This is a genomic window from Desertimonas flava (assembly GCF_003426815.1).
Taxonomy (GTDB): Bacteria; Actinomycetota; Acidimicrobiia; order Acidimicrobiales; family Ilumatobacteraceae; genus Desertimonas; species Desertimonas flava.
On record NZ_QKYK01000002.1, the window covers coordinates 1 to 25,713 of the forward strand.

Here is a 25,713-nt window from a genome sequence, read left to right on the forward strand (position 1 = left end):
CACGACGAACCAGCGCCGACCCCGGCACCCACACCAAAACCGCCTAACCAACCACCACCCAGCCACCCCGACACGCCCCCACACCCCCCACGACGGTGAGTCGCTCCCGGGGAACCCCGACCGGTCGGCACCGCCGACCCGAACCCGAGCACCGGCAAACCGAACACCTACCCCATCAAGGCCAACCGGCGAACGCCACCGAGCGACCGAACCCGAGTACCGGTGAACCGCACGACGACCCGTCGGAACTCGCCAGAACCCGCTCACCTTCGCAGCCAGTCGGCCACCGCCGACCCGAACCCGAGTACCGGCGAACCGAACACCCACCCCATCAAGGCCAACCGGCGAGAGCGACACAACGACCGAACCCGACACACAACGACCAGCAAGACGGCCCCTCGGAGCTCTCCAGAATCGCCCGTCGCCCACGAGCCTCACGAAGCGACCGAACCCGACGACCGGCGAACCCGAGCGCCCACCCCATCAAGGCCAACCGACGAAAGGCACGAAGCGACCGAACCGGACGCACGGCGCCGGTCGCTGTCGGCCCTGCGTCGTGACCGGTCAGCGGTTACACACGCTGGGTGAGGCTGTTGCGGTCGGGGACTTCGCCGCAATGGGCGCACACGAGCGTCGGCTCGAGCACCTCGCCGCACGAGTGCACGAAGACGGCTGGTGGGCCGTCGGGCCCGGCGAGGTGGCGGTCGCCCCAGTCGCGCAGGGTGGTGAGCACGGGCTGGAGTGACCAGCCCAGGTCGGTGAGCTGGTACTCGCTGCGCGGTGGGCGCTCCTGATACTGCTCCCGCGTCACGAGGCCGCTCGCCTCGAGCTTGCGGAGGCGCGTCGTCAGGATGTCGCGCGGGGCCCCGGTCCTGGAGGCGATGGCATCGAACCGCCGGTTCCCGAGCATCAGCTCACGGATCGCCAGAACCGTCCATCGATCGCCGATCACGTCGAGCGTTCGTGCGATCGAGCACTCGCGGACGTCCTTCTCCCGTGCCACGGGATCAAGCCTACTGGGTTTGAATATCAAACTCAGAGCGAGTAGGTTGCGAAACCCAACCGACTCATCTCAGGAGACCCTCATGCAACTGTCCTCCGCCGTGGCCCTCGTCACCGGCGCCAATCGCGGCCTCGGTGTCCATCTCGCCCAACAGCTCCGGGATCGCGGCGCGACCGTGTACGCCGGGGCACGCGACCCGGAGGCCATCACCTATCCCGGCGTCACGCCTGTCCGTGTCGATGTGACCGATCAGGCCTCGATCGATGCCGCCTTCGAGGTCACCGGACCGGTCTCCGTCCTCGTCAACAACGCCGGCTCGTCGACCGGCGCCACGCTCCTCGACGGAGACCTCGACCAGATCGGCGTCGAGTTCGACACCCACGTCTTCGGCAGCCTGGCCATGATCCGCCGCTACGCGCCGGCGATGAACGCGTGGTCCGAGAGCGCCGTCGTCAACATCCTGTCGGTGCTGTCCTGGTTCACCATCCCCCGGGTTGGCGCCTACTGCGCCGCCAAGTCGGCGGCGTGGTCGATGACCAACTCCATTCGTCAGGAGCTGCTTCCGCAGGGGACTCGGGTCACCGGGCTGCACGTGGGCTACATGGACACCGAGATGGCGCGAGGGATCGACGCGCCGAAGTCCGACCCTGCCGACGTCGCCCGCCTCGCCGTCGACGCGATCGAGCGGGGCGAGTTCGAGGTCATCGCCGACGACATCTCGCGGTTCGTCCGCGCCGGGCTCTCCGGCGGCGTCGGCGAGCTCTATCCGACCCTCGTCACCGCTCGCTGAGCAGCGGTCTCGACATGACGGTCCTTCAGACCCTGGCGCCCACGCGCCGCGACGCATCACCCAACCAAGTCCTCCTGATCGTGTCGGCCGGCGTCGTGCTGTCGTCGATCGACGTGTTCATCGTCAACGTCGCCCTGCCCCAGATCGCCAGCGACCTCGACGCGTCAGGAATCGGGGCACTCTCGTGGGTCCTGAACGCCTACGCGATCGTGTACGCCTCGCTGCTCGTGTTCTTCGGCCGGCTCGCCGACAGGTATCGACGCGATCGCGCCTTCCTGCTCGGTGTCGCCGTCTTCACCCTCGCCTCGGCGGGGTGTGCGGCGTCGACGAGCATCGAGATGCTCGTCGCCTTCCGAGTCGTGCAGGCAGCCGGCGCGGCGCTGCTCACTCCGACGTCGCTCAGCCTGCTGCTGGCCACCTTCGCCCCCGACAAGCGGGCCGGCGCAGTCCGCGCATGGACGGCGCTCGGGGGTGTCGCAGCGTCGCTGGGACCCGTGGTCGGCGGGCTGCTCGTCACCGCCGATTGGCGATGGATCTTTCTCGTCAACCTGCCGATCGGCGTTGCCGCGGTGATCGTGGGATGGCGGCGGCTTCCCGAGGTCCCCGGTCACGACATCGAGCGTCCCGACCCCCTCGGCACGATCCTCGCAACCGTCGGCATCGGCGCCCTGACGCTCGGCCTGGTCGAGGGTGGGACGTGGGGATGGTCGTCAGCGCGGCTCGTCGTGACGCTCGTGATCGCTGCCGTGCTCGTCGCCGGCTTCGTCGTGCACACGATGGTGAGCACGACCCCACTCGTCGATCCGGATCTCTTCCGCGCCCCGACGTTCACCGGCGCCTCCATCCTCGCCGTGTTCTTCTCCGCTGGGATGGGCGCCATGCTCCTGTCGATCGTCCTCTGGGAACAAGACGTGTGGGGCTGGTCAGCGCTCAAGGCCGGCCTGGCCATCGCTCCCGGCCCGTTGATGGTGCCGCCCGTGTCGTTCGTCGCCGTCGGACCGCTGATCGCCCGATTCGGCGCCGCCGTCGTCGCAGCGTGGGGGAGCATCGCGTTCGCCGTCGGCGTCGCCTGGTGGGCGATCGCCGCGACGACCGAACCCAACTACTGGTCGGGGATCTTCGGCGGCATGATCCTGACTGGCATCGGGGTGGGCCTGACCCTCCCGACGATGATGGCGACCGCGTCGTCAGCACTCCCACCGCAGTCCTTCGCGACCGGCTCGGCCGTCGTCAACATGATCAGGCAGACCGCCCTCGCCCTCGGCGTCGCGGTCGCCGTCGCCGTGCTCAGCACGTCCACCGGCACGTCCGACGAGATACGCGACGCGTTCCGGACGACCTGGTGGATCACCGCCGCGATCAGCTTGGGCGGCACGATCCCGGCCCTGAGCATCCTCCGCACGCGGCAGCGCAAGGCGCCGGCCACCAGCGGAACGCTCGGCGGCCACGGCTCACGATGACGTGCGCTGCAGGCCGGGGTCGCTCCATGCGACCCATCAGTCGCGGATGAACTCGAGCAGGTCGGCGTTGATCTCTTCGGCGTTGACGACGCACATCCCGTGGGACAGACCGGGGTAGACCTTCAGCGTCCCCTGCGTGAGGACTTCGATCGATCGTTCCGCCGAGCCGGAGCTCGGTACGACCTGGTCGTCGTCGCCGTGCATGACCAGCGTCGCCACGCCCATCGCACGGAGATCGTCGGTGAAGTCGGTCTCGGAGAACGCCGCGACGCCGTCGTAGTGAGCCTTGGCGCCTCCGCTCATTCCTTGGCGCCACCAGTTCCAGATGACGCCCAGCTGCGCGTCGACCCCCTCGCGGTCGAACCCGTAGAAGGGGCCCGACGCGACGTCGAGATAGAACTGCGACTCCGCGCTCAGGGGCCAGCCGTGGTGGAACACGATCGGCTGTCCGGACCCCCAGTCCTTGTAGAAGATCTCGACGGCGTCGTCGATGGTGATGGTGGGCATGACATCTCCTCGGTGGTTCGTGGACGTCAGAACGTGACCACGGCCTTGAAGCGGGTCTTCCCGGACACGACCTTGTCGAATGCCTCGCCGACCTGCTCCTTCGGGAAGACCTCGATCATCGGCTTCACCTCGCCCCGGGCCAGGAACTCGAGCGCCTCCACGAGGTATTCGATGCCGTTGTGGGCCGACCCGATGACCTGGAGGCTGTTGGAGGTCAGTCCGAGGGCCGGCAGGTTCATCTCGTCGAAGCCGATCCCGCAGAGGATGATCTTGCCCCTCGGCTTGACGCCCTGGATGGCGTCGAGCACGAGCTCGTGGGAGCTGCTCGTGTGGAGCAGCACGTCCACCTCGCCCGCCGCCTTGAGCTCGGCTCCGTCGGTGACGACGTCGTGGGCTCCGAGCTCGCGCACCAGGTCGTGCTTGTCGGTCGACTTGGTGATCGCCACGACATGGAGTCCCGCCGCCTTGGCGTACTGGATCGCCAGGTGGCCGAGGGCTCCGATGCCGACCACGCCGATGCGGGCGCGGGGCTTGGGTGCAGCCCGCCGGATCGCCGCCCACACCGTGTAGCCCGAGCACAGGATCGGCGCGGCGCCTTCGTAAGGCACACCGTCGGGGAGGAGCACGGTGCCACCCACGTCGACGGCGATGTACTCCGAGAAGGCGCCGTCGACGGTCACGCCGGTCAGCTTCGGGTTCGCGCAGTTCGCTGCGGTCACGAAGCTGTTGGTGTGCTCCTCGTGGCAGAAGTCGCACACGCCGTCGGCCTTCCGCATCATGAACACACCGACCCGGTCGCCGACCTTGCGCTTGGTCACGCCCTCGCCGACGGCGACGACCTCGCCGGCACCTTCGTGGCCGAGCACCAGCGGGAAGGGCCGGAACGAGAGGGCGCCCTGGGCCAGCCACAGATCGGTTCCGCACATGCCACAGGCATTGGATCTTGACGAGCACGTCGTCGGGGCCGAGTTCCGGGACCGGCCGTTGCTCGAGTACCCATGGTGCGTTCGCCTCGGCAACGACAGCTGTCTGCATGGTGGTCGTCATGTCGGCTCTCCAATTCGTCGGGGGAGGATCTCGACTCCAACCAACCAGCGCGCCGAGCCTGCGTGAAGGGGCGGGTTCAACCCCTGGTTCTGCAGAACTAGTGCCGTGACCACAAACGTTCGCACGCCACGACGGCCGGATGACGCCGCTGGCTGCGTTGCTGCTCCTCGTGGTTGGACAAGGCAGGCACTTCGTCGCCGCGCCTTGCCAGCGACGCCCCCGACTCGCCGTGGACGAGGCGACCGTTCATGGCCACGGCACTAGGTCTGCCGAGACCACCCTCGCCGCGAGCGAGGGCCCGCTACCTCGACGGCGAGAGACTGACGTCCGGCGAGCAGCGCGGCGGGATGGGTGTCACGTCTGAGAGTGCTGTGTCGTCAGGTTCGGCGAGCGGGCCGTCGCATTTGTCGAGGGCCGGGTGAGGAAGGAGCCAGCTCAGATGAAGATGTTCGTGGTCGGCGCGACCGGAGTCGTGGGTCGGCGCGTGGTGGCGCAGTTGGTCGGCGACGGTGTGGAGGTCACCGCGGTCGCTCGGACGCCGGCCAAGGCCGATGCAGTGCGCTCCGCCGGCGCGACGCCGGTGCACGTGAGCCTGTTCGTTCGGGAGGCCCTGGCCGCAGCCGTCGCCGGTCATCACGTCGTGGTGAACCTGGCCACAGCCGTTCCATCGGGCGAGCGGTCGGCTGACGCCGCGGCGTGGAGCGAGAACCACCGCATACGACGCGAGGGTGCCCGGAACCTCGTCGACGCGGCGCTCGCGTCCGGCGTGCCGCGCTACATCCAGGAGTCGATCTCGTTGTTGTACGCCGACGGCGGTGACCGGTATCTCGACGAGTCGGCGCCGCTCGACCCGACGGACATCACCGAGCCGGCGCTCGCCGCCGAGGCCGAGGCGGCGCGCTTCGCGCAACACGGCGCCGTTGGCGTCGCCCTTCGCTTCGGCACGTTCTACGGCTTCGACAGTGCCCACACGATCGAGACGATCGACGCTGCCTCTCATGGCGTGTTCGCCGTTCCCGGACCCGCCGACGCGTACTGGCCGTCGGTGACCACCGACGACGCGGCGTCTGCCGTGGTCGCCGCGCTGCGAGCGCCGAGCGGTGTGTACAACGTGGCCGAGGACCATCCGCTGACGAGAGCCGAGCACGCGGATGCGCTGGCGGCTGCGCTCGGGATCGGCGCGTTGCGTCTGAGTGCCGGCGATGGGCTGCCCGCCGATCTGTCCATGATGTCGAGGTCGTTGCGGGTGAGCAGCCAGTTGTTGACCGCCCTGACGGGATGGCACCCTCGATTCACGAGCGCACGTCAGGGGTGGCCGGCGGTCGTCGCCGCGACCCGTCGCAGTAGGGGTGACGTGTTGCCGCTCGACGACCGCAGGGAGACGACGTGAGCAGCCGGACGGACGTCGCCTTGACAGCACCCCGTCCACAGTCTGGACTCGGTGCGACCGTCTCCCCACGCGTCGCCCGGCGTCACCAGCCCGGCCCTCGCGACCATCCCGTCCCGATGCATCCCGACACGCTCGCCCGAGACTTCAACGAGTACCGACCCCGGCTGCTCGGCATCGCCTATCGCATCCTCGGCAGCGCCTGGGACGCCGAGGACGTCGTGGCCGAGGCGATGATCCGGTGGATGGCGGTGGATCGCGAGCAGGTACGAGAGCCGATGGCCTTCCTGACGACGATCGTGACCCGCTTGGCGATCGATCAGCTTCGCTCGGCACGCGCAAAGCGTGAAACCTACGTGGGGGAGTGGCTCCCCGAGCCGCTGTTGACGGACGGCAACCGACTCGGGCCGCTCGACACCGTGGAACGACGTGACAGCGTGTCGCTGGCGACGTTGCGCATGATGGAAGCGCTGACACCTCCGGAACGGGCGGTGCTCGTGCTCCACGAGGCCTTCGGCATGAGCCACGCCGAGGTCGCCGAGATCCTCGGGATCAACGAGGTCGGCGCACGCCAACACCTTCGCCGGGCCCGGCGCCACCTCGATCGTGACGGCGCTCCCTCCGCGCGCGCCGTGCACGACGACGTCCTCGACCGGTTCCTCACGGCACTGGAGAACGGTGACCTCGCCGAGGTGCAGGATCTCCTCGCTGCGGACGTCGCGAGCTACAGCGATGGTGGCGGACGGGTTCATGCCGCTCGCCATCCCGTCGTCGGTGCCGAGCGCGTCGTCCAATACGTCAATGGTCTCCGACGGCGCCTGCCGATCACCGGCATCCGTCGCGTCGACGTCAACGGACTTGGCGCCGTCACCCTTCGGTTCGGCCGTCAGTCCGCGGTGCTCGCCCTCGACGTCCGGGGCGACCTGATCCGCGAGATCCACTGGATCATGAATCCGGACAAGCTTCGCTACCTCAACCGGCAACTCGCCGACGTGGGCTGACGAGCGCCCGCGGGCCGACGAACCGACGAGCTCGGCGAGTCATGCGGGCGTGCCGCCGAGTGACGGGGTCAGCTGTCTCGAACTCGATGCCGGCTTGGCCCGCTCCAGCCAGGGAGAAGGTCAGGCGGCGTCAGGCTGGTGGACGGCGGAGACCTCGAACTCGAGGGTGACCTTCTCGCCGACGAGCACCCCGCCGGCTTCGAGGGCGGCGTTCCAGGTGATGCCCCAGTCCTTGCGGTTGACCGTGGTCGTTCCTTCGAGGCCGATGCGAGTGTTGCCGTACGGGTCGACGGCCGTGCCGTTGTATTCGAACTCGACGGTGACGGGCTTGGTGACGCCCTTGATGGTCAGGTCGCCGGTCACCTTGAACTCGTCGTCGTCGGTCTGCTCGACGGCGGTCGACACGAACGTGATCTCGGGGTACGTGTCCATGTCGAAGAAGTCGTTGGTGCGGAGGTGGGCGTCGCGGTCGGCGTTTCGGGTGTCGATGCTGGCGGCCTGGATGGTCAGCTGCACGCTCGAGTTGGCCGGGTTGGCGGTGTCGAAGTGGCCGGAGCCGTCGAACTGGTTGAACGAGCCGCGGACCTTGGTGACCATGGCGTGGCGGGCGACGAACCCGATCCGGCTGTGGGTCGGATCGATGACGTAGGTGCCGGCGGGTGCGGTGGCGGGGGTGGCGGTGGTGGTGGTGCTCATGGTCGGTGTGCTCCTCTGGAGTAGTGGATATGTCACCTAACATAGTGGACGTGTCATCTATTCCCAACTAGGCTGATCGCATGGAACGCGTCGAGTGGTTGACCGAACGTGAGGAGCGGGCCTGGCGCGCGCTGCAGTTCATGCAGATGCGGCTCGACGGTGAGCTCGCGCGCCAGCTCGCCACCGACTCGGCCCTGTCGTATCCCGACTACCGGGTGCTGGTGGCCCTCACGGACCGTCCGGATGGCCGTCTTCGCTTGTTCGAGCTCGCCGCGGTGCTCGGGTGGGAGAAGAGTCGCGCATCACACCATGTGGCGCGGATGACGAGCCGCGGCCTGGTCGACAAGGAGCCATGCGACGACGACCGTCGGGGTGCCTTCGTGGTGATCACCGAGCGCGGTCGACGTGAGCTCGCCGACGCGGCGCCGGGACATGTCGCCACGGTCCGACGGCTGTTCGTCGATCTGCTCAGTGATGACCAGCTCGACTCGATCGCCGACGTCGCCGAGAGCGTGCTCGCCAATCTCGTCCGCCGGGAGCCTGCGGCAAGCAGAATGCGTCTGTGACCTCCACCTGGCTCGCCAACCACCGTGACCCCCGGTGGGTCGGGTTGCTTCCGTCCACCGAGGCGACCGAGTTCCACCGGGCACTCCCGGGGTACGAACCCACTCCGCTCGTCGAGCTGCCGCAGATCGCGCGGAGCCTCGATGTCGGGCGGGTCTTCGCCAAGGACGAATCGCGCCGCTTGGGACTTCCGGCGTTCAAGGGCCTCGGGGCTTCATGGGCGATACGCAAATTGCTCGACCGCATCGGAACGGCGGCTGCGATCACCGTCGTGACCGCCACCGACGGCAACCACGGACGCGCGGTCGCGCGCTGGGCGCTGCACTTCGGGCAACGAGCCTGCGTCGTCGTTCCCGACGGTGTGCACCCCGCCGCACTCGCGGCGATCCGTTCGGAAGGCGCCGACGTCGTCGAGGTCGAAGGCAGCTACGACGACGCCGTGCAGTTGGCTGCCCGTGTGGCGCGCCAGGCCGATCACGTGTTGGTGCAGGACACCGCCTGGCCCGGCTACGAAGAGATTCCCGGCTGGATCGTCGAGGGCTACGAAACGATGTTCGCCGAGATCGACGAGCAGCTCAGCGAACGCGGTGCGGGCCAGCCGGATCTGATCGTCGTTCCGACCGGAGTCGGGTCGCTGCTGCAGGCAGCGCTCGTGCACCACCGAGCGCCGCGTTCTTCTGGAGCGGCCGTGGTGTCGGTCGAACCCGACAGCGCTGCGTGTGTGTACGCCAGCCTGGCCGCAGGGCGACCGGTCTCCGTCCCGACGCGCTTCACCACGATGGCTGGGCTGAACTGCGGGACGATGTCCACGCTGGCGTGGCCGCTCGTTTCAGCGGGCGTCGACGGAGCGCTCGTCACGGACGATGCGGCCACCGGGCGCGCCGTCGAGGTGCTGAAGGCGTCAGGTCTCGATGCCGGGCCGTGCGGTGCTGCGACGCTGGCGGTGAGCGGCATCAGCCGGCGCGAGATGGGTGCGTTCCGACGCCATGTGAGGCTGCACGAGGATTCCACGGTGGTTCTCCTCGTCACTGAAGGCTCGGCTGAGAACCCACATCTCGCGAGCTGAGCACCCACCTTCGATCCGCTGCGCACCATCCGGTCGATGGGTTCACCTCGGGGCAAAGCGACTCAGAGGAGCTCGTACTCGCTCGGATCGACCTCGCGGGTGCGCGTCCAGTAGTCGAGCAGCGGGAACGGCCAGTTCTGGGCGACGCGGCCGCTGTCGCTCTTGTACCACGAGTTGACGGTCGACACGCCCCACGCCATGCGCAGGTTCTCGGCGTCGACCTCCTCGTTGAAGCGATCGTGCACCTCCTCCCTCACGTCGAGCGCGCGGTGCCGGCCCGCGAGGACGTGGCGGATGCAGTCCATCACGTAGCGCACCTCGCACTCGCTGAACCAGATGATCGATCCGTTGACGACGATGTTGGTGTTGGGCCCGTAGAGCATGAAGAAGTTCGGGAACCCGGGCACGGTGACACCGAGGTAGGCGCGGGCGTCGCCCGCCCACCGTTCGTGCAGCTCGACGCCACCGCGGCCGACCACCTTCATCGGCGTGAGGAACTTCGACGGTTGGAACCCCGTGCCGTAGAGCAACACGTCGAACTCGTGCAGCTCGCCGTCGACGGTCACAACACCTTCGGGCACGATCCGGTCGATGCCGGTGGTCGTCAGCGTGACGTTGTCGCGGTGCAGCATCTCGGCCCACGAGCCGTCGTCGACGATGATCCGCTTCGACGCCGGCGGGTACTGCGGGATCACCTTGGGGATGAGATCCGGGCGGTCCTCGTATTGCGGGAGCATCGCCTCGGTCAGCATCTGACGCAGCAGGTCGTTGCCCTCGCCGACCGACGTCGACATGTCCGGCCACTCGGGGTCCACTTCGGCCATCGGGCGCAGCAGTTCGGCCGACTTCCAGAACAGCCAGAAGCGATACCACTGGCGGTAGTACGGCACGTGCTGGAGGAGGTACTGGAAGCCCTGCGGCACCTCGTGCCGGTAGTGCGGCACCGGGAACTGCCAGTTCGGCGTGCGCTGGAAGATCTCGAGGTGACCGACCTCCTCGGCGACGAGCGGGGCGAACTGCGCGGCGCTACACCCCGTGCCGATGACGCCGACCCGCTTACCGGACAGGTCGACGTCGTGATCCCAGCGGGCCGAGTGGAACGCCGGCCCGGCAAACGACTCGCGACCCTCGATCTGCGGCAGCTGGGGCCGGTTGAGCTGACCGACGGCGCTGATGACGGCGTCGGCCTCGATGGTGCGCTCGTTGCCGTCGGCGTCGACGGTGCACACGGTCCAGCGGGCCGTCGCGTCGTCGTACTCGACCGACGACACCTCCGTGTCGAAACGGATGTTGGGGCGGATGCCGAACTCGTCGACGCACCGGCGGAAGTACGCGTAGAGCTCCGACCGCGGGCTGTAGTAGAGCGGCCAGTCGGCGCGCTGCGCGAACGAGTAGCTGTAGTAGTGGTTCGGGATGTCGACCCGGCAGCCCGGGTAGCTGTTCTCCAGCCACGTCCCGCCGACGTCGGCGTTCTTGTCGAGCACGACATACGAGACCCCGGCCTCGGCCAACCGGTAGGCGGCGACGATTCCTGACATGCCGGCGCCGATGACGACCACCTCGAACGGCCGGTCCGGGGCGACGTCGTCCTTGTGCCAGTGGGGAGCTCGGAGGTCGGAGTCGAGGGCCAGTTCCTCGCGCATCATCGGCAGGTAGTCGTCGATGTCCAGCCCGCCCGCCATGAACTGCAGGATCACCCGCAGGTCGGGGCCCGTCGGCATCGGTGCAGCCACGCTGCCGCCGTCCCGGAAGGCGATCAGCGTCTCGAGGGCGAGGGCGCGGATGGCGCCCTGCTGCTCGGGGGTGAGACCGCCCTGGTCCTCACCCATGAGCGTGGCGTCGACGCGGAGTTCCTCGCGCAGCAGTCCGAGATCTCCGGTGACGTGGGCCAGGGCCGGCAACAGCGCGGGGAGATCGGCGACCTCGAGCGCGTCACGTAGCTCCCCGTCACTTGCGGTGATCGGCTCGATCGGTCGGGCCAAGGTCATGGTGACCCCCTTCGTTGACGTTCCCCCTGCGGGCCACCGCAGCCAGCGGCCGGCGGCGGTCCATCCGCGAACGTACCCCTCGACCGGGTCCGGCCCCGAGCGCAGCGGTCGCTCCGCGTTGCGCCGGGCGGCGGCGGAGGAGTAAATAGACCGTACGACGGCCGCTCGGCCGGCGTTCGGGTCTCGGGGGAGGCCACGAAGAAATTGGGGGAAGCGATGTCGGTATCAAAGAAGGCCGTCGCTCGTCTGCGCCGGCGGAGTGTCGTCGCGGTCGCCGCCGTGGCCGTGTTGACGGCCGCAGCCGGCGGAACGACCGCAGCAACCTCGGGAGGCGAGGACACGGCGGCAGGCAGCGCCGCTGCTCCGTCGGGCGACCCGATCAAGATCATGGTGTCGGCGCCCGTTGACACGCAGCTGCCTCCGTACCCGAACATCCCGGGCGCGGCGGAGGTCTACGAACAGTGGGTCAACGCCAACGGTGGTGTCGCCGGCCGCCCGCTCGAAGTCATCACGTGCGACAACAAGGGCGACCCCAACGAGGGCGCCAACTGTGCCCGTCAGGCCGTCGAAGAGAGCGTCGTCGCAGTCGTCGGCTCGTTCACGTTCGATGCCAGCCGCATCATCCCCGTGCTGGAGGAGGCGAACATCGCCTGGTTCGGCGCGTGCTGCCCGCTGGTCGCCCAGGAGTTCTCCAGCCCGATCTCGTTCGTCCTCGGCTCGCTCCTGCCGGGAATGGGAGCCGGCCTCGGCTGGAAGATGGCCCAGGACGGGTGCGAGAACCCGGTGAACCTCGTGATCGACATCCCCGCAGGTGACGTCGCGTTCCCGGCGGTGCAGGCCGCCTACGCCGTCGGCGGCGGCGACCCCGAGGCGATCCGCATGGTCAAGATCCCGGCGATCCCGCAGGACTACAGCGCCCAGGTCGCCGAGGCGACCGAGGGCTCGGACTGCATCGCCGGCGGCATCTCGGACTCGAACTGGGCGGCCTGGCTCCCCGCGATGGCGGCGGCCGGCGCCAACCAGCGCCTGTACGGCCTGCAGGGCAACCTCAACAGCAAGATCGTCGAGCAGTTCCCGGAGCTCACCGAAGGTGCGGTCGTCTCCGGCTCGTATCCGAACATCGCCGGTCCGATGTGGGACGACTACCGGGCGGCGCTCGAGGAGTACGACGCTCCCGATCTCGATTGGAACAGCCTGGCCGGTCTCGGGACGTGGGCCGCTCTCACGGCGTTCAAGATCATCGTCGAAGGCATCGACGGCGACATCGACAACAACACGTTCATCGACGCGGCCAACGCCACCACCGAGCTGGACACCGGCGGGATGATCGGTGTCCTCGACCTCACCCAGCCGTACACCGGATTCGGTGGCGCGTTCCCGCGGGTGTTCAACCGCACCGTGTTCTTCGACGTGGCGTCGGGCGGGGAGCTCACCGCGCTCGACGACCAGGCCTACGACATGACCGGCCCCATCGACGGCGAACCGATCGGCTGATCCAACCGGCCCTGCCGTGTCCGGCGCTCGATGCGAGCGCCGGACACGGCGGACGTCGTCATCGCGGCCACCCGTTCGGAGGTTCCCGGCCCGTGCAACAAGTGATCCGGTTCGCGCTGCTGGGCCTCGGCCTCGGCTCGCTCTACTCCCTGGCCTCCCAGGGACTCATGGTGATCTACCGAGGGTCGGGCGTGCTCAACTTCGGCCACGGCGCGATCGGCATGGTGGGGGCGTACATCGCGTGGGAGTTCCGCAGCAACGGTCACAACGTCGCGGTCGCCTGGACGGCGGGCATCCTCGCATGCGCGCTGCTCGGCGCCCTCACGCACCTCCTGATCATGAGGCGCCTGAGACGGGCGTCGCCGCTGGCGCGCATCGTGGCCACGCTCGGCGTGCTGATCATGCTCCAGGCCGGCGCGGTGTTGCGGTACGGATCGGCGATCACGTTCGTCACCTCGGAGCTCCCCGTGACGGTGCTGAAGCCGTTCGGGATCACGATCTCGCTCGACCGGTTCATCCTCGTCGGCATCGCCGCAGTCTTCAGCGCCGGGCTGTGGGGGCTCTACCGCTACACGAAGTTCGGCATCGCCACGACCGCCGTCGCCGAGAACCAGCGAGCGGCGTCGGCGATCGGACTGTCGCCCGACTGGATCGCCACGCTCAACTGGGCGCTCGGTTCGGCCCTCGCGGGGGTCGCCGCGATCCTCATCGCCCCGATCGTGCAGCTGCAGGTGGCGACGATGACGAACCTCGTGCTGGCCGCCCTGGCGACCGCGCTCGTGGCCGGGTTCCGCTCGTTCCCGATCGCCTTCCTCGCCGGGATGCTGATCGGCATCGGCCAGAGCGAGCTGACCCGGTACGTCAAGACGCCGGGGGTCGCCACGTCGCTGCCCTTCGCGGTCATCGTCCTGTGGATGCTGCTGCGGGGCCAGGCGCTCCCGCTTCGCGACTACTTCCTCCAGCGGCTCCCGGCTGTCGGCACCGGGCGCGCCCATCCGATCGCCGTCGCCGTCGCGTGTGTGGTCACCTCCCTGGTCATCCTCGCCGTTCCGGTGCGCTGGCAGGACGCATTCGTCACCACGTTCGCCATGGGCTTCATCCTGTTATCGGTCGTGGTGATCACCGGGTACGCCGGGCAGCTCTCGTTGGGCCAGTTCGCCCTCGCCGGATTCGGTGCGTGGGTCGCGGGACGGCTCGTCGATGCCGGCGGCTGGCCGTTCTGGCTCGCCCTGGTCGCCGGGGTCGTGGCGACGATCCCGGTCGGTGCCCTCTTCGCCATCCCCGCGGTGCGAGCCCGGGGCATCAACCTCGCCATCGTGACGTTGGGGCTGGGCTCGGCGATGGAGTTGATGATCTTCAACAACGGCGACCTGGTCGGTGGGTTCGCCGGCACCGAGGTCGGCAAGGCGTCACTGTTCGGCTGGGACATCAACGCGATCAACCATCCCGGTCGCTACGCCATCGTGTCGATGGTCGTGCTCGCCGCGGTGAGCTTGATGGTGGCCAGCTTGCGTCGGGGACGCTCGGGCCGGCGGTTGCTCGCCGTGCGGACCAACGAGCGGGCGGCGGCGGCCCTCGGCATCAGCGTGCCGGGGGCCAAGATCTACGCCTTCGCCGTCTCGGCGGGCATCGCGGCGATCGGCGGGGTGATGCTGGCGTTCCGCAAGGACGTGATCCTGTACGGCTCGGAGTTCACCAACTTCACCTCCATCCTGGTCGTGGCCTGGTCGTTCATCGGCGGCATCGGCTTCCTGCTCGGGCCCATCTTCGGGTCCACGCTCGCCCCCGGCTCGCTCGGCTCGCAGCTCACCAACACGATCCTCGACAGCATCACCCAGTACATCCAGCTGATCGGCGGCGTGCTCGTGGTGCTGCTCGTGTTGCAGAACCAGGACGGCATCGCCAAGGAGTCGATCGATCAGGCGAAGTGGCTGGCCGGCAAGGTTCGCTCCCGGCTCGCCCGCACGGAGCGGCGCGAGCCCGAGACCGTCGTGCTTCCTGGCGAACGTCGCGAGCCCGTCCCGCCGCGCACGCTCGAGGTGCGGGAGCTCAACGTCCGCTACGGCGGGGTGCTCGCCGTCAACGACGTGTCGTTCACCGTGCGCCCGGGACGCATCACCGGTCTGATCGGGCCCAACGGTGCCGGCAAGACGTCCGTGATCGATGCCGTCACCGGCTTCACGCGTGTGTCGTCGGGGTCGGTGCTGCTCGACGGCGTCGAGCTGGTCGGACTCAATGCCACCAAGCGGGCCCGGGCCGGTCTGAGCCGCTCGTTCCAGTCGCTCGAGCTCTTCGAGGATGCGACCGTGCTCGACAACCTGCGCGCGGCGTCGGATCCACGCGATCGCCTGTCGTACGTGCGAGACCTCATCCATCCCGTGACCCCCGAGCTCCCTGGCCAAGTGGTCGCGGCGATCCGTGAGTTCCGCCTCGAGGACGATCTGCTGCGCCGCGTGCAGGACCTGCCCTACGGCCAGCGCCGTCTCTTGGCGATCGTGCGCGCGGTCGCCACGCGGCCGAGCGTGCTGCTCCTCGACGAACCGGCTGCCGGTCTGAGCGACGTCGAGACGGGCGAGCTGGCCCACCTCGTGCGCCGGTTGGCCGACGACTGGGGGATCGCCGTGCTCCTCGTCGAGCACGACATGTCGTTCGTGATGAGTGTCTGTGACGACCTTGTCGTGCTCGACTTCGGGACGACGATCAGCACGGGCACGCCGCAGGAGGTGCGCCATGACCCCGTCGTCATCGCGGCCTACCTGGGGGAGTCCGAGGAGGAACCGGCCCTGGCGCCGGTTGCCGGGGGCGACGCATGAACGCGATCGAGCCGGACGGCATCCCGGCCCTGGAGGCCCGGGGGGTGTCGGCGGGCTACGGGCCGCAACCGGTGATCCACGATGTGGACGTCATCGTGCAGCCGGGGGAGGTGGTCGGCCTGCTCGGGGCCAACGGGGCCGGCAAGACCACGACGCTGCTCGCCCTGGCCGGCGAGCTCCCGCTCCTGTCGGGTGAGGTGCTGATCGATGGTGCGGCGACGACCGCACCGCTGCACAAGCGGGCGCGCCAGGGCCTGACGTTCGTCACCGAGGAGAAGTCGGTGTTCATGGGGTTGACCGCCCTCGACAACCTCCGCGTCGCAGGGGTCGACGCCGAGACGGCGCTCGACCTGTTCCCGGAGCTGGAGCGCCTCCTCGGCGTACGTGCCGGGCTGCTGTCGGGCGGCGAACAGCAGATGCTCACCCTGGCCCGGGCGATGAGCCGCAAGCCGCGGGTCCTTCTCGCCGACGAGCTGTCGATGGGCTTGGCGCCGCTCATCGTGCGGCGCCTGCTCGAGTCCGTGGTACGTGTGGCTCGTCAGCAGGGGACCGCCGTGCTGCTCGTCGAGCAGCACGTTCGCAAGGCGCTGCGCTACTGCGACCGCGCCTACGTCATGCACCGGAGTCGCATCGAACTCAGCGGATCGGCGAGCGAACTGCTCTGCCGGATCGGCGAGATCGAGGATCGCTACCTGAGCACGGGAGCGGCTGCCGTCGCCGACTGATTCCGACGCCCGCTACTGCGTGCCGACGGGCCGCAACCCCCACGTCGTGAGTTCGCATCTCACGTCGTGAGTCGGATTCTCACGCCGAAGAGGTGGATGTCGTCACCCGACGCGTCCGCGATCCCCCGACGTGGAGGAACCACTCATGACACTCCCTCAGCTCAGCGGCGACAAGCCGTTCATCACCGATGGAGGGCTCGAGACGTCACTCGTCTTCCAGGCTGGACTCGAGCTCCCCGACTTCGCGGCGTTCCCGCTGCTCGACTCCGAGTCGGGCCGAGCGGCGCTCGCCGACTACTACGCCCCCTACCTGTCCATCGCGCACCGCCTCGGCGTCGGGGTCGTGGTCGACACTCCCACTTGGCGGGCCAACCTCGACTGGGGCGCCCGCATCGGTTACGACGATCTGCGCCTGGCGGCGGTGAACCGCGACGCCGTGCGCTTCGTCCGCGATCTCGCCGCGGAGCGGTCGGGCCTCGTCGCCGTGACCAACGGGGTGATCGGCCCGCGGGGTGACGGCTACGTCGTCGGCTCCACGATGTCGACCGCAGAGGCCGCCTCCTACCACGGCGTCCAGGCGCGGGCGTTCGACGAGGCCGGGGCCGACATGATCAGCGCGATCACGATGACCTACGCGGCTGAGGCGATCGGTATCGTTCGGGCGGCGGTCGCCGTCGGGCTGCCGGTGGTCGTGTCGTTCACCGTCGAGACCGACGGTGTGCTCCCGTCGGGGCAGACGCTCGGAGGAGCGATCAGCGAGGTCGATGCCGCCACCGATGGCGCGCCGGCGTACTACATGATCAACTGCGCGCACCCGACGCACTTCGCGGCGGCGCTCGAGACCGATGCCGCGTGGCTCGCGCGTGTGAAGGGTGTCCGGGCCAACGCCTCGCGGCTCAGCCACGAAGAGCTCGACGCAGCCGACGATCTCGACCGCGGCGACACCGCCGAGCTCGCCGAGCACTACCGCGAGCTGGGGTCCACACTCGACCTGCGGGTCGTCGGTGGGTGCTGTGGCACCGACCACGAACACGTCGCCGCGATCGCCGAGAGGCTCGTCGCGTGAGCACCCCGACGACGGAGCTGCACGGCGGCACTACCCGCATGACCCGGGACGGGATCTGGATCGACGATCGCGGCACAGGTGACGCGGTGCTGCTGATCGCCGGGCTCGGCGATCCGGCCGAGGCGTGGGAGATGCAGCTCACCGGCCTGTCGCCGACCCACCGGGTCGTCGCGTTCGACAATCGCGGGGTCGGCCGGTCGGAGTTGCCGGCAGGAGGGCTCACCGTCGCGTCGATGGCCGCGGACGCCGTCAGCGTGCTCGACGACCTGGGTCTCGACACAGCGCACGTCGTCGGGTTCTCGGGCGGCAGCGCCGTGGCGCAGGAGGTCGCCATCCGCCACCCGGGACGGCTCGACAGCCTCACCCTGATCGGCACGTGGGCGGCAGCAGATCCACTGATGCTGGCCATGGCCGACGCCTGGTCGTGGATGGCCGACCGCGCCCCGTCGGAGCGGGCGTTCTACGAGGCCTTCTTCGTGTGGGTGTACTCCAAGCGGGCCCACGAGACAGGGCTCGTCTCGATGCTGGTCGACGAGGCCCTGACGTTTGCCCATCCCCAGACCACGGCCTCGTTCCATGCTCAGTTGGCTGCGTTCCGAGCCCACGACACCACCGATCGGCTCGGTCGGATCGCCGTGCCGACGTTGGTCGTCGCCGGCGGCCAGGACATCATCTGCCCGCCGCGTCTGGGTCGCCTCGTCGCCGATGCCATCCCCGGGGCGCGGTTCGTCATCCTCGAGGAGGAGGCCCATCAGCCGTTCCAGGAGTCGCCCGAAGAGTTCAACGCCCTCCTGCGCGAGTTCTGGGCAGGAATTCGCTGACTCGGAGACGCGTTCGGCGGTCCTCAACCGGGCGGGCCGACGGAACTCCACAGGGTGGGCCACGGTGGCCGGTACCGGCAGTGGATACCCGTCTGGATCGACGCGTCGAGGTGGTCGGCGAGGCCGGGATGGGACGCGCGGAGGCGTCGGATCGTCGAGCGGATGAGCTGGGTGACCGCCGAGCGGGCGCGTTCGGTGGTGTCCCGTTCCCGCCGCGTGCGCCCCCCGAGACCGACGGCCGCGGTCAGATGGTCGACCAGGGTGTCGAGCTCGGCATGGGCGCGCTCGGCGCGGAACAGGTCGGCGTCGGCCTCGGCCTCGTCAACCTCGGCCTGGAGCTCGCGGATGCGCTGCTCGTACGCCCGCCGGGCGGGGGCGTCGATGACGTCGCCGGTCGGCCGGTCCTCCACGCCGGCGTCGGCGAGGTCGAGGCAGTGGATGTCCGTTCCCGGAGCAGCCAGGAGGCGGCCGATGGTTCGCAAGCCCTTCGACGAGGGCACGCGCACGGTCACGCCGGCGTACGTGAGCCTCCAGAGCTCGCCCTCTGGGCACCACTCGTTCACCTCCGGTGCGCGGTCGTCGACGGCGATTCGGCCGGGCCGCAGGGGCTCGGCCTCGCCGTGCCGGACGCGATCGAGCCCCCGGCGCGCGGCGGACACGGCGGAGCGCAACTCCATCGGAGTGCCGTGCGCGCGAGGGAGGACGGTCCGCTCCCGCCCGGGCAGCGAGAACAAGCTCACCACCGGCAGGTCGTCGACTGTCGCGGCAAGGTCCTCCCATGCCGGATCGCCGTGCCGTTCGAGCAGCGCGGCTGCGAGGCGCAGGCCGTTGCGCAGCTCGCACTCAGCGCCCCGGGCGACCAGACCGTCGATCAGAGATCTCGTCGACGCCGCTGCGGCGACGAGATCTCCGGCGCCGAGCGCGAGTGTGGCGAGCGTGTGGAGGTTCACCGACTCGGCAGCCGGATACGCCGCCGCAGTCGCTTGATCGAGTGCCCGCTGCGCCGCCGCCTGTGCCTGAGTCTCGTCCACCCTCGTGAGCACGCTCGCCTCGACGGACCGGGCCCAGATCTCGTTGACCGACGCCCCGGCCCGTTCGGCGGCCGTCGCGATGCGCCGCACGATCGCCAGCTGCTCGGCACACACTGCGGGACTGTCCGGCGTGCGGTCGGCGAGCGTCACCGACAGCTCGGCGCAACTGACCGTCATCTCCGCCGCCAGTGCCGGCACGCGCTCGTTGGCGAGCTCGATCGCCGACGACAGTTGCTCGATCGCTCGCGGGAGATCCCCGATGGCGACGAGGGAGTGGGCGATCACGCGTCGCAGCGTGCACGGCGCATAGGGCGATTCCGATGAGTCGGGCAACGCCCGCTCGGCGAGCGCGATCGCGTCGGCTGGCCGCCCGGCGAGGTACCGGCACGTGGCAACCGTCGCCGCGGCGTCCGCCCAGACCGGCGGCGTCGGCTCGTTCCATCGTTCGAGCGCGAGCTCCGCGAGCGGGGCGATCTCTCCGGCCCGAGCCTGATGGACGACGCCCCAGAGCGTCGCCACGAGGATCAGCGATCGAGCCGGCCGATCGTCGTGCTCGAGACACCAGCGGAGGGCGGCGAGGTGCTGATCGAGCCGGCTGATCGTCGTGGCGAGCGACGTTCCTCCCCAGGCGGTGGCGGCGTCGGTGGCGATCGCCGTCGCCCGCTCGGTCACGAGGTCGACGAAGCGTTGCCAGGTGGCGTCCCACTCGCCGGAGGCGACGAGGCGCTCGCGTGCGTAGGCGCGCACGACCTCCAGCTGTCGGTAGTGGGTGACGCCAGCGACGGACGACGTCGCGAGGAGTGAGTCGGACACCAGCCGGTCCAGGCGATCGAGCGTGTCGTTCGTGTGGCCGTCAGCGCCGACCACATGGGCGTCGTCGATGGTGAACGGGCCCGTCAGCACCGACCACCGGTCGAAACACCTCTGGTCGTCGTGGTCGAGCAGGGCGTACGACCAGGCGATCGTGTCGCGCAGACTGCGGTGCCGGGTGGCGCCGCGAGAGCGCGAGCGTCGGAACGTGTCGAGGTCGCCGAGCCGTTCGAGGAGCTCGACCGGGCTGAGCACGCGTGTCCGTGCGGCCGCGAGCTCGATGGCCAGCGGCACGCCGTCGAGCAGCTCACACAGGCGGGCGACAGTCGCCATGTCGGCATCGGCCACGCCTGCGCCGCTCTCGGTGGCTCGGCGCAGGAACAGCTGGACCGCTGATGACTCCCGCTCGTCGGTGCCGGCCGCCGGCAGGTCGAGAGGCCCGAGGACGACCACCGATTCGCCTCGGATTCCGAGCGGCGACCGGCTGGTCGCCAGGACGGTTGGCGAGGCACACGCAGCGAGCAGGGTTTCGATCGCTGTTGCGGCGGCCTCGAGCACGTGTTCACAGTTGTCGATCACCACCAACGCCGCCTGATCTGTCGGCGAATCGAGCAATGCCCGGAACGAGCCGAAGCCGAGCTGTGCGGCCATCGCCGAGCCGACCTCGCGCTCGTCGTCGATCAGCGTCAGGTCGACGCGGGCCGAGCCGAGCGGGTAGCGGTGGGCCTCGGCCAGGAGGGTCGCGTCGGCCACCGTCGTCTTGCCGATGCCGCCGGGGCCCGTGATGGTCACCAGCCGTGAGTCGCGCAGACGCCGTGCGACATCGCCGAGCACCGACGCGCGCCCGAGGATCAGGCCTGGCATGCACGGATCGTAGGCTCGGCGTGCCCGGAACTGCCCGGGAGAGCGGGGGCGTCGTTGGCGACTCGTGACGATTCCGAGTGTGATATATTACATATCGGACGGACGATCGCGGTCCGGGCTGCTGCTCGTCCGAGTGGGAGCCGAGGAGACGACTGGAAGGACAACCATGAGCACCACCGAGCAACCGATCACCAACGTCGTGCTGGTGCACGGCGCGTTCGCCGACGGGTCGGGTTGGCGTGGCGTCTACGACAACCTGACCGCTCGCGGCTTCAGGGTGACCATCGTCCAAAACCCGCTCACTTCGCTGGAGGACGATGTCGCCGCGACCCGGCGTGTGCTGGACCTCCAGGACGGACCGACCATCCTCGTGGGGCACTCGTGGGGCGGAACGGTGATCACCGAGGCGGGCGTGCACCCCAAGGTTGCCGGCCTCGTCTACGTGTCGGCGCTGGCGCCCGACGCGGGCGAGACGACGGCGCAGCAGTACGAGGGCTTCGCGGCGACGCCCGAGTTCGTCATCGACACCGGCGAGGATGGCTTCGGCTTCCTCGACCCGGACGCGTTCAAGGCCGGCTTCGCGCACGACCTCACCGACGCCGACGCCGCCTTCCTGCGTGATTCGCAGGTGCCCATCAACATGGCGGTGTTCGGCACTCCGGTGAAGCACGCCGCCTGGCGGGACAAGCCCACGTGGGCGGTGATCGCCAGCGAGGACAAGGCGTTCGACCAGGCGATGCTGCAGCACATGGCCAAGCGGGCCGGTGCGCAGATCACCAACGTGCCGGCCAGCCACGCACTCTTCGTCTCGCAGGCCGGCGTCGTGGCCGACACCATCGTCACGGCCGCAGGAGGCGCCGCAGTGGCTGCAGCCTGAGTACGGAGCGGGTCGGACGATCCGTGGCGGACGGCCGCCCGGTTGGGAGCAGCGCCGAGACCGCCGTCGGGGCGACCGATCGGCCGTCTTGCATCGCGACCTGCACTCGTGACGATGGCCGAGCCCCGGCGAGCTAGGTTGGCCGGTAGGCGTGCCGGGAAGTCTGGTCGGCGATCACCACGACAATCCGAACAGGACGGCTCATGCACCCAACCTCACGCGCTCTCCTCGTCCTCATGGACCCGGCACAGGTCGTCGACCTCACCGCCCGAACCTTGGAGATTCTGGGCTCGGGCTGCGAAGTGCTGGTCATGGAGGCTGAACGGTCTTCGATCGACCTGGACCTGGCATGGGGCACGGGGCAACCAACCGTCCAGCCGATCACGGCCACCGAGGCCGGCGCGGTCGCTGGCCCTCAGCCGCTCGCCGAGGACGGCGAGTCCTGGAAGGCGATCGTGGAGGCGGCGTCGCGCGCGTCCGTCGACGTGATCGTGCTCAGTCAAGATCGCACGGGAAGGCTCCGCCGGCTGTTGACAGGCTCGGCGGTCAATGATGTGGTGGCGCACGCACCGCTGCCCGTACTCGTCCTGCCGGCGTTGGGAGCGCCGTCGTGACGGGGGTCCAGGCTCACCTCGTGACCAACGGTCGAGGGACGAGTAGTCAGCCAGCCTGGTGGACACCTATCCGTTCGTCCTAGCGATCTTGGGGCTCGCCGTCGTGCTGGCGGCCGTCCTGCCAAAGATCGTCGAGAACGCACCGATCTCGACGCCGATGATCTACATCGCCGCAGGCATGGCGCTGTTCTCCCTACCGATCGACATTGACGCCCCCCGAGTCTCGGATGGTTCCGACATCACGCTCGCCGAGCGACTCACCGAACTGGTCGTCATCACTTCGCTGATGGGCGCCGGCCTCAAGCTGCGTCGGCCGGTCTCCTGGCGGGGTTGGTCGAGCACCTGGCGGCTGCTCGGCATCGCAATGCCGCTCACGATCGGCGGCATTGCCTTACTCGGCGGCGCCGTCCTCGGCCTTCCGATCGCAGCGGCTGTGCTGCTCGGTGCGGTCCTCGCGCCGACCGACCCGGTGCTGGCGTCCGACGTGCAACTGGCCGGTCCCGGGGAACACGAGGAAGACGACGCCGACGATGAGGTGCGGTTCGCCCTGACGTCCGAGGCCGGCCTCAACGACGGGCTGGCGTTCCCCTTCACCAATCTGGCCATCGCACTTGCCGCCGGCGGGGCATGGTTCGCCCGCTGGGCCGTCCACGACGTGCTCATCAAGGTCGCTGTCGGAGTCGCCGCAGGGCTGGCCCTCGGACGACTGGTGGCTCTGCTCGCCTTCCGGTCCCCGTCACCTGCCAGGCTGGCCAGTACCGGACAAGGATTCGTCTCGGTCGGGGCAACGTTGATCGTCTACGGCGTCACCGAACTCGTTCACGGTTACGGCTTCCTGGCCGTGTTCGTCGCTGCCGTCACGCTCCGCCAATCCGAGCGGGACCACGATTACCACCAAGCGCTGCACGACTTCGCGGAGACTCTGGAACGTCTCGCCAGCGTCATCTTCCTCATGCTCCTCGGCGGAGCTGCGATCGACGGAGCGCTCGGGAGCCTCGACATCCCTGCTGCCGTCGCCGCGATCGCCATCGTGCTGCTCTTGAGGCCTGCTGCCGGCTTGATCGCTTTCCTCGGCAGCACTGTCGACCGCTCCGACCGGCTGACGATCTCCTTCTTCGGCATTCGAGGGATGGGAACCATCTACTACCTGGCGCACGCCGTCACCGCAGAGCGGTTCGACCAGGCAGCGGAGATCTGGGCGGTCGCGATTCTCGTCATCCTGTTGTCGGTGGCGATCCACGGCGTCACGGCGAGCGCGGCACTTCGGCGCTCGACGTAGCACGGTGACGCCAGGCCACCGTGCGCGATCGGTCACGGTGCCAGCACCTCGACGACGAACACATGCCGCCGGCACGCTTGCGCGGTGTTGTGCGCGGTCGTTCGACCTTGCTCCGGCGGCGGAGTCAGTTCGAGCGGAGCCGGTGCCTCGCGATCCACACGAGCACGCCCAGTGCGAGCACGATCAGTCCGCCGATGACGCTGGCCGACGGCAGGGTGACGGCGAGGCCGACACATCCGATGATGCCGAGCACGGCGAGACCACGCGGCCAGCGACGTTGATGTGGGGGCAGGGTGTAGGCGGAGGCGTTGGCGACGGCGTAGTAGGTGAGCACGGCGAAGGAGCTGAACCCGATCGCATCGCGCAGGTCGGCGACGAGCACCACCGCAGCGACGATGGCCCCGACGGTGATCTCGGCGCGATGCGGGACGCGGTGGCGCGGGTGGACGGCGTCGAGCCATCGTGGCATCTCGCCGTTGGCAGCCATGGCGAAGGTGGTCCGGCTGACGCCGACGATGAGCGACAGCAGCACGCCGAGCGCGGCGATGGTGCCGCCGACGCGCACGACCGGTGACAGAGCTTCGAGGTCGCCCGCTCGCACGGCGGTGTCGAGCGGGGCGTTCGACGCGGCGAGCGCGTCGGGCCCCGCGGCGAGGAGGGCGGAGACCGCGACCAGGGTGTAGACGACGAGCGTGATCCCGAGGGCGAGCGGGATCGCACGAGGGATCGTGCGTTGGGGGTCGACGACCTCCTCGCCGAGGGTGGCGAGGCGGGCGTACCCGGCGAACGCGAAGAACAGCAACCCGGCGGACTGGAGGATCCCGGTCCACCCTCCGGCCTCGGTGACGCTGTCGAGATTGCCGACGCCCGCCGTTCCGCCGCCGAGAGCGGCGACGACTACGGCGGCGAGAGCTGCCAGGACGATCACGACGATGACGCGGGTGAGCCAGGCGGTCTTCTGCACGCCCTGGTAGTTGACGGCGGTGAGCGCGACGACGACGCCCACCGCGATCGGGCGTTGCCAGTCAGGCCAGGCGTACGCCCCCACGGTGAGCGCCATGGCGGCGCAGCTGGCGGTCTTGCCGACGACGAAGCCCCACCCGGCGAGGTAGCCCCAGAACGGTCCGAGTCGTTCACGACCATAGACGTAGGTGCCACCGGACTGTGGGTAGATGGCGGCGAGCTGCGCAGAGGACGTGGCGTTGCAGTAGGCGACGACGGCGGCGATCCCGAGCCCGACCAACAGTCCGGTGCCGGCGGCCCGTGCTGCGGGCCCAATGGCCGCGAACACGCCGGCGCCGATCATCGCCCCGAGCCCGATCACGACGGCATCGAGCAGTCCGAGCCGGCGCTCGAGGCGGCTCGGAGGGGCAGTGTCGCCGATGGGATCGGGTGACTGTGCCATCGACCGGACTCTACTTCCGATATCGAATTCCGATAGCAGACGTGAGAAGTCCATGGGCCCACGGAATCGTGGACGTTAGGTTGCGGGCATGCGTGAGTTCGTCCGTGGCGCCGTTCGCTTGCACGTGCTTCACCATGCCGCCGACGGCGGTGTGCACGGGGCCTGGATGGCGGCGGAGCTGGCCGAGCACGGCTACTCGATCAGTCCCGGCACCCTCTACCCGACACTTCACCGCATGGAGGCAGAGGGCCTGTTGCGTTCAGCCAACAAGGTGGTCGACGGTCGGACTCGACGCGTGTACCGGATCACCCCGGCCGGCCGCCGCGCGCTCCGCGACGCAAAGCGACTCCTCGCCGAACTCGCCGACGAGCTTCTCGACGGCTGACGCTGATCCGCCATCTGTAC

Annotated in this window: 22 protein-coding genes; 15 read left to right on the top strand and 7 right to left on the bottom strand. The window is 69.2% G+C overall.

Annotated elements, in window-relative coordinates; translation table 11 throughout:
• Window positions 1-571: 571 nt before the first annotated feature.
• Entirely contained in the window at window positions 572-1,003 is a 432-nt protein-coding gene (locus DN771_RS02645; protein WP_116995794.1) for a winged helix-turn-helix transcriptional regulator, read from the bottom strand.
• 82 nt (window positions 1,004-1,085) lie between these two features.
• On the opposite strand from DN771_RS02645, the gene DN771_RS02650 reads away from it, so the two are divergent.
• The gene (locus tag DN771_RS02650) at window positions 1,086-1,793 is read left to right on the top strand and encodes an SDR family oxidoreductase (protein WP_116995795.1); all 708 of its coding nucleotides are present in this window, start codon (window positions 1,086-1,088) and stop codon (window positions 1,791-1,793) included.
• Between the two features lie 14 nt (window positions 1,794-1,807).
• Window positions 1,808-3,253, top strand: a complete 1,446-nt coding sequence (locus DN771_RS02655) for an MFS transporter (protein ID WP_116995796.1) — start codon at window positions 1,808-1,810, stop codon at window positions 3,251-3,253.
• Window positions 3,254-3,289: 36 nt separating this feature from the next.
• On the opposite strand, the gene DN771_RS02660 is transcribed toward DN771_RS02655, so the two are convergent.
• Both DN771_RS02660 and DN771_RS02665 read right to left on the bottom strand, forming a co-directional pair.
• On the bottom strand, window positions 3,290-3,760 hold the full coding sequence (locus tag DN771_RS02660) for an alpha/beta fold hydrolase (protein WP_116995797.1): 471 nt from the start codon (window positions 3,758-3,760) through the stop codon (window positions 3,290-3,292).
• Between the two features lie 26 nt (window positions 3,761-3,786).
• Window positions 3,787-4,686, bottom strand: a complete 900-nt coding sequence (locus DN771_RS02665; RefSeq protein ID WP_116995798.1) for an alcohol dehydrogenase catalytic domain-containing protein — start codon at window positions 4,684-4,686, stop codon at window positions 3,787-3,789.
• A 560-nt stretch (window positions 4,687-5,246) separates the two neighbouring features.
• Between DN771_RS02665 and DN771_RS02670 the strand changes: the two genes are divergently transcribed.
• Window positions 5,247-6,197, top strand: a complete 951-nt coding sequence (locus DN771_RS02670; protein WP_116995799.1) for an NAD-dependent epimerase/dehydratase family protein — start codon at window positions 5,247-5,249, stop codon at window positions 6,195-6,197.
• The gene (gene sigJ, locus DN771_RS02675) at window positions 6,194-7,195 is read left to right on the top strand and encodes an RNA polymerase sigma factor SigJ (protein WP_205528383.1); all 1,002 of its coding nucleotides are present in this window, start codon (window positions 6,194-6,196) and stop codon (window positions 7,193-7,195) included. Before DN771_RS02670 ends, sigJ begins: the two co-directional genes overlap by 4 nt.
• Before the next feature lie 120 nt (window positions 7,196-7,315).
• Here sigJ and DN771_RS02680 read toward each other — a convergent pair whose 3' ends face one another.
• On the bottom strand, window positions 7,316-7,891 hold the full coding sequence (locus DN771_RS02680; RefSeq protein WP_116995801.1) for a YceI family protein: 576 nt from the start codon (window positions 7,889-7,891) through the stop codon (window positions 7,316-7,318).
• Between the two features lie 80 nt (window positions 7,892-7,971).
• Here DN771_RS02680 and DN771_RS02685 point away from each other — a divergent pair, with 80 nt between their 5' ends.
• Together DN771_RS02685 and DN771_RS02690 are read left to right on the top strand one after the other, a co-directional pair.
• Complete coding sequence (locus tag DN771_RS02685) at window positions 7,972-8,457, top strand: MarR family winged helix-turn-helix transcriptional regulator (protein WP_116995802.1); 486 nt, start codon at window positions 7,972-7,974, stop codon at window positions 8,455-8,457.
• Window positions 8,454-9,521 (top strand): diaminopropionate ammonia-lyase, encoded by a 1,068-nt coding sequence (locus tag DN771_RS02690; protein WP_116995803.1) that lies wholly within the window; start codon window positions 8,454-8,456, stop codon window positions 9,519-9,521. The genes DN771_RS02685 and DN771_RS02690 overlap by 4 nt, the downstream gene beginning before the upstream one ends.
• A gap of 62 nt (window positions 9,522-9,583) precedes the next feature.
• Here the strand turns inward: DN771_RS02690 and DN771_RS02695 are convergent, their stop codons facing one another.
• A complete protein-coding gene (locus DN771_RS02695; protein ID WP_116995804.1) occupies window positions 9,584-11,509 on the bottom strand; it encodes a flavin-containing monooxygenase in 1,926 nt (641 codons plus the stop codon).
• A 216-nt stretch (window positions 11,510-11,725) separates the two neighbouring features.
• On the opposite strand from DN771_RS02695, the gene DN771_RS02700 reads away from it, so the two are divergent.
• The 5 genes from DN771_RS02700 to DN771_RS02720 all read left to right on the top strand — a co-directional run bounded on the left by DN771_RS02700 (window position 11,726) and on the right by DN771_RS02720 (window position 18,428).
• A complete protein-coding gene (locus DN771_RS02700) occupies window positions 11,726-13,003 on the top strand; it encodes an ABC transporter substrate-binding protein (protein ID WP_116995805.1) in 1,278 nt (425 codons plus the stop codon).
• A gap of 92 nt (window positions 13,004-13,095) precedes the next feature.
• The gene (locus DN771_RS02705; RefSeq protein ID WP_116995806.1) at window positions 13,096-15,816 is read left to right on the top strand and encodes an ABC transporter permease subunit; all 2,721 of its coding nucleotides are present in this window, start codon (window positions 13,096-13,098) and stop codon (window positions 15,814-15,816) included.
• Window positions 15,813-16,541, top strand: coding sequence for an ABC transporter ATP-binding protein (locus DN771_RS02710; RefSeq protein ID WP_116995807.1), 729 nt, complete (start codon window positions 15,813-15,815; stop codon window positions 16,539-16,541). The genes DN771_RS02705 and DN771_RS02710 overlap by 4 nt, the downstream gene beginning before the upstream one ends.
• Window positions 16,542-16,686: 145 nt before the next feature.
• Window positions 16,687-17,607 (top strand): homocysteine S-methyltransferase family protein, encoded by a 921-nt coding sequence (locus DN771_RS02715; protein WP_116996129.1) that lies wholly within the window; start codon window positions 16,687-16,689, stop codon window positions 17,605-17,607.
• Window positions 17,604-18,428, top strand: a complete 825-nt coding sequence (locus DN771_RS02720) for an alpha/beta fold hydrolase (RefSeq protein ID WP_205528384.1) — start codon at window positions 17,604-17,606, stop codon at window positions 18,426-18,428. The genes DN771_RS02715 and DN771_RS02720 overlap by 4 nt, the downstream gene beginning before the upstream one ends.
• 23 nt (window positions 18,429-18,451) lie before the next feature.
• Here the strand turns inward: DN771_RS02720 and DN771_RS02725 are convergent, their stop codons facing one another.
• Window positions 18,452-21,133, bottom strand: coding sequence for an ATP-binding protein (locus tag DN771_RS02725; protein WP_116995809.1), 2,682 nt, complete (start codon window positions 21,131-21,133; stop codon window positions 18,452-18,454).
• Window positions 21,134-21,299: 166 nt separating this feature from the next.
• Here DN771_RS02725 and DN771_RS02730 point away from each other — a divergent pair, with 166 nt between their 5' ends.
• The 3 genes from DN771_RS02730 (at window position 21,300) to DN771_RS02740 (ending at window position 23,903) form a co-directional block, all read left to right on the top strand.
• Window positions 21,300-22,010: an alpha/beta fold hydrolase gene (locus tag DN771_RS02730; protein ID WP_116995810.1), complete on the top strand. Its 711-nt coding sequence runs from the start codon at window positions 21,300-21,302 to the stop codon at window positions 22,008-22,010.
• Window positions 22,011-22,246: 236 nt separating this feature from the next.
• The gene (locus tag DN771_RS02735) at window positions 22,247-22,624 is read left to right on the top strand and encodes a universal stress protein (RefSeq protein WP_162941459.1); all 378 of its coding nucleotides are present in this window, start codon (window positions 22,247-22,249) and stop codon (window positions 22,622-22,624) included.
• 58 nt (window positions 22,625-22,682) lie between these two features.
• A complete protein-coding gene (locus DN771_RS02740; RefSeq protein ID WP_205528385.1) occupies window positions 22,683-23,903 on the top strand; it encodes a cation:proton antiporter in 1,221 nt (406 codons plus the stop codon).
• A gap of 124 nt (window positions 23,904-24,027) precedes the next feature.
• On the opposite strand, the gene DN771_RS02745 is transcribed toward DN771_RS02740, so the two are convergent.
• On the bottom strand, window positions 24,028-25,308 hold the full coding sequence (locus DN771_RS02745) for an APC family permease (RefSeq protein WP_116995813.1): 1,281 nt from the start codon (window positions 25,306-25,308) through the stop codon (window positions 24,028-24,030).
• An 88-nt stretch (window positions 25,309-25,396) separates the two neighbouring features.
• On the opposite strand from DN771_RS02745, the gene DN771_RS02750 reads away from it, so the two are divergent.
• Window positions 25,397-25,693, top strand: coding sequence for an Rv3488 family transcriptional regulator (locus DN771_RS02750; RefSeq protein ID WP_116995814.1), 297 nt, complete (start codon window positions 25,397-25,399; stop codon window positions 25,691-25,693).
• Window positions 25,694-25,713 lie beyond the last annotated feature (20 nt).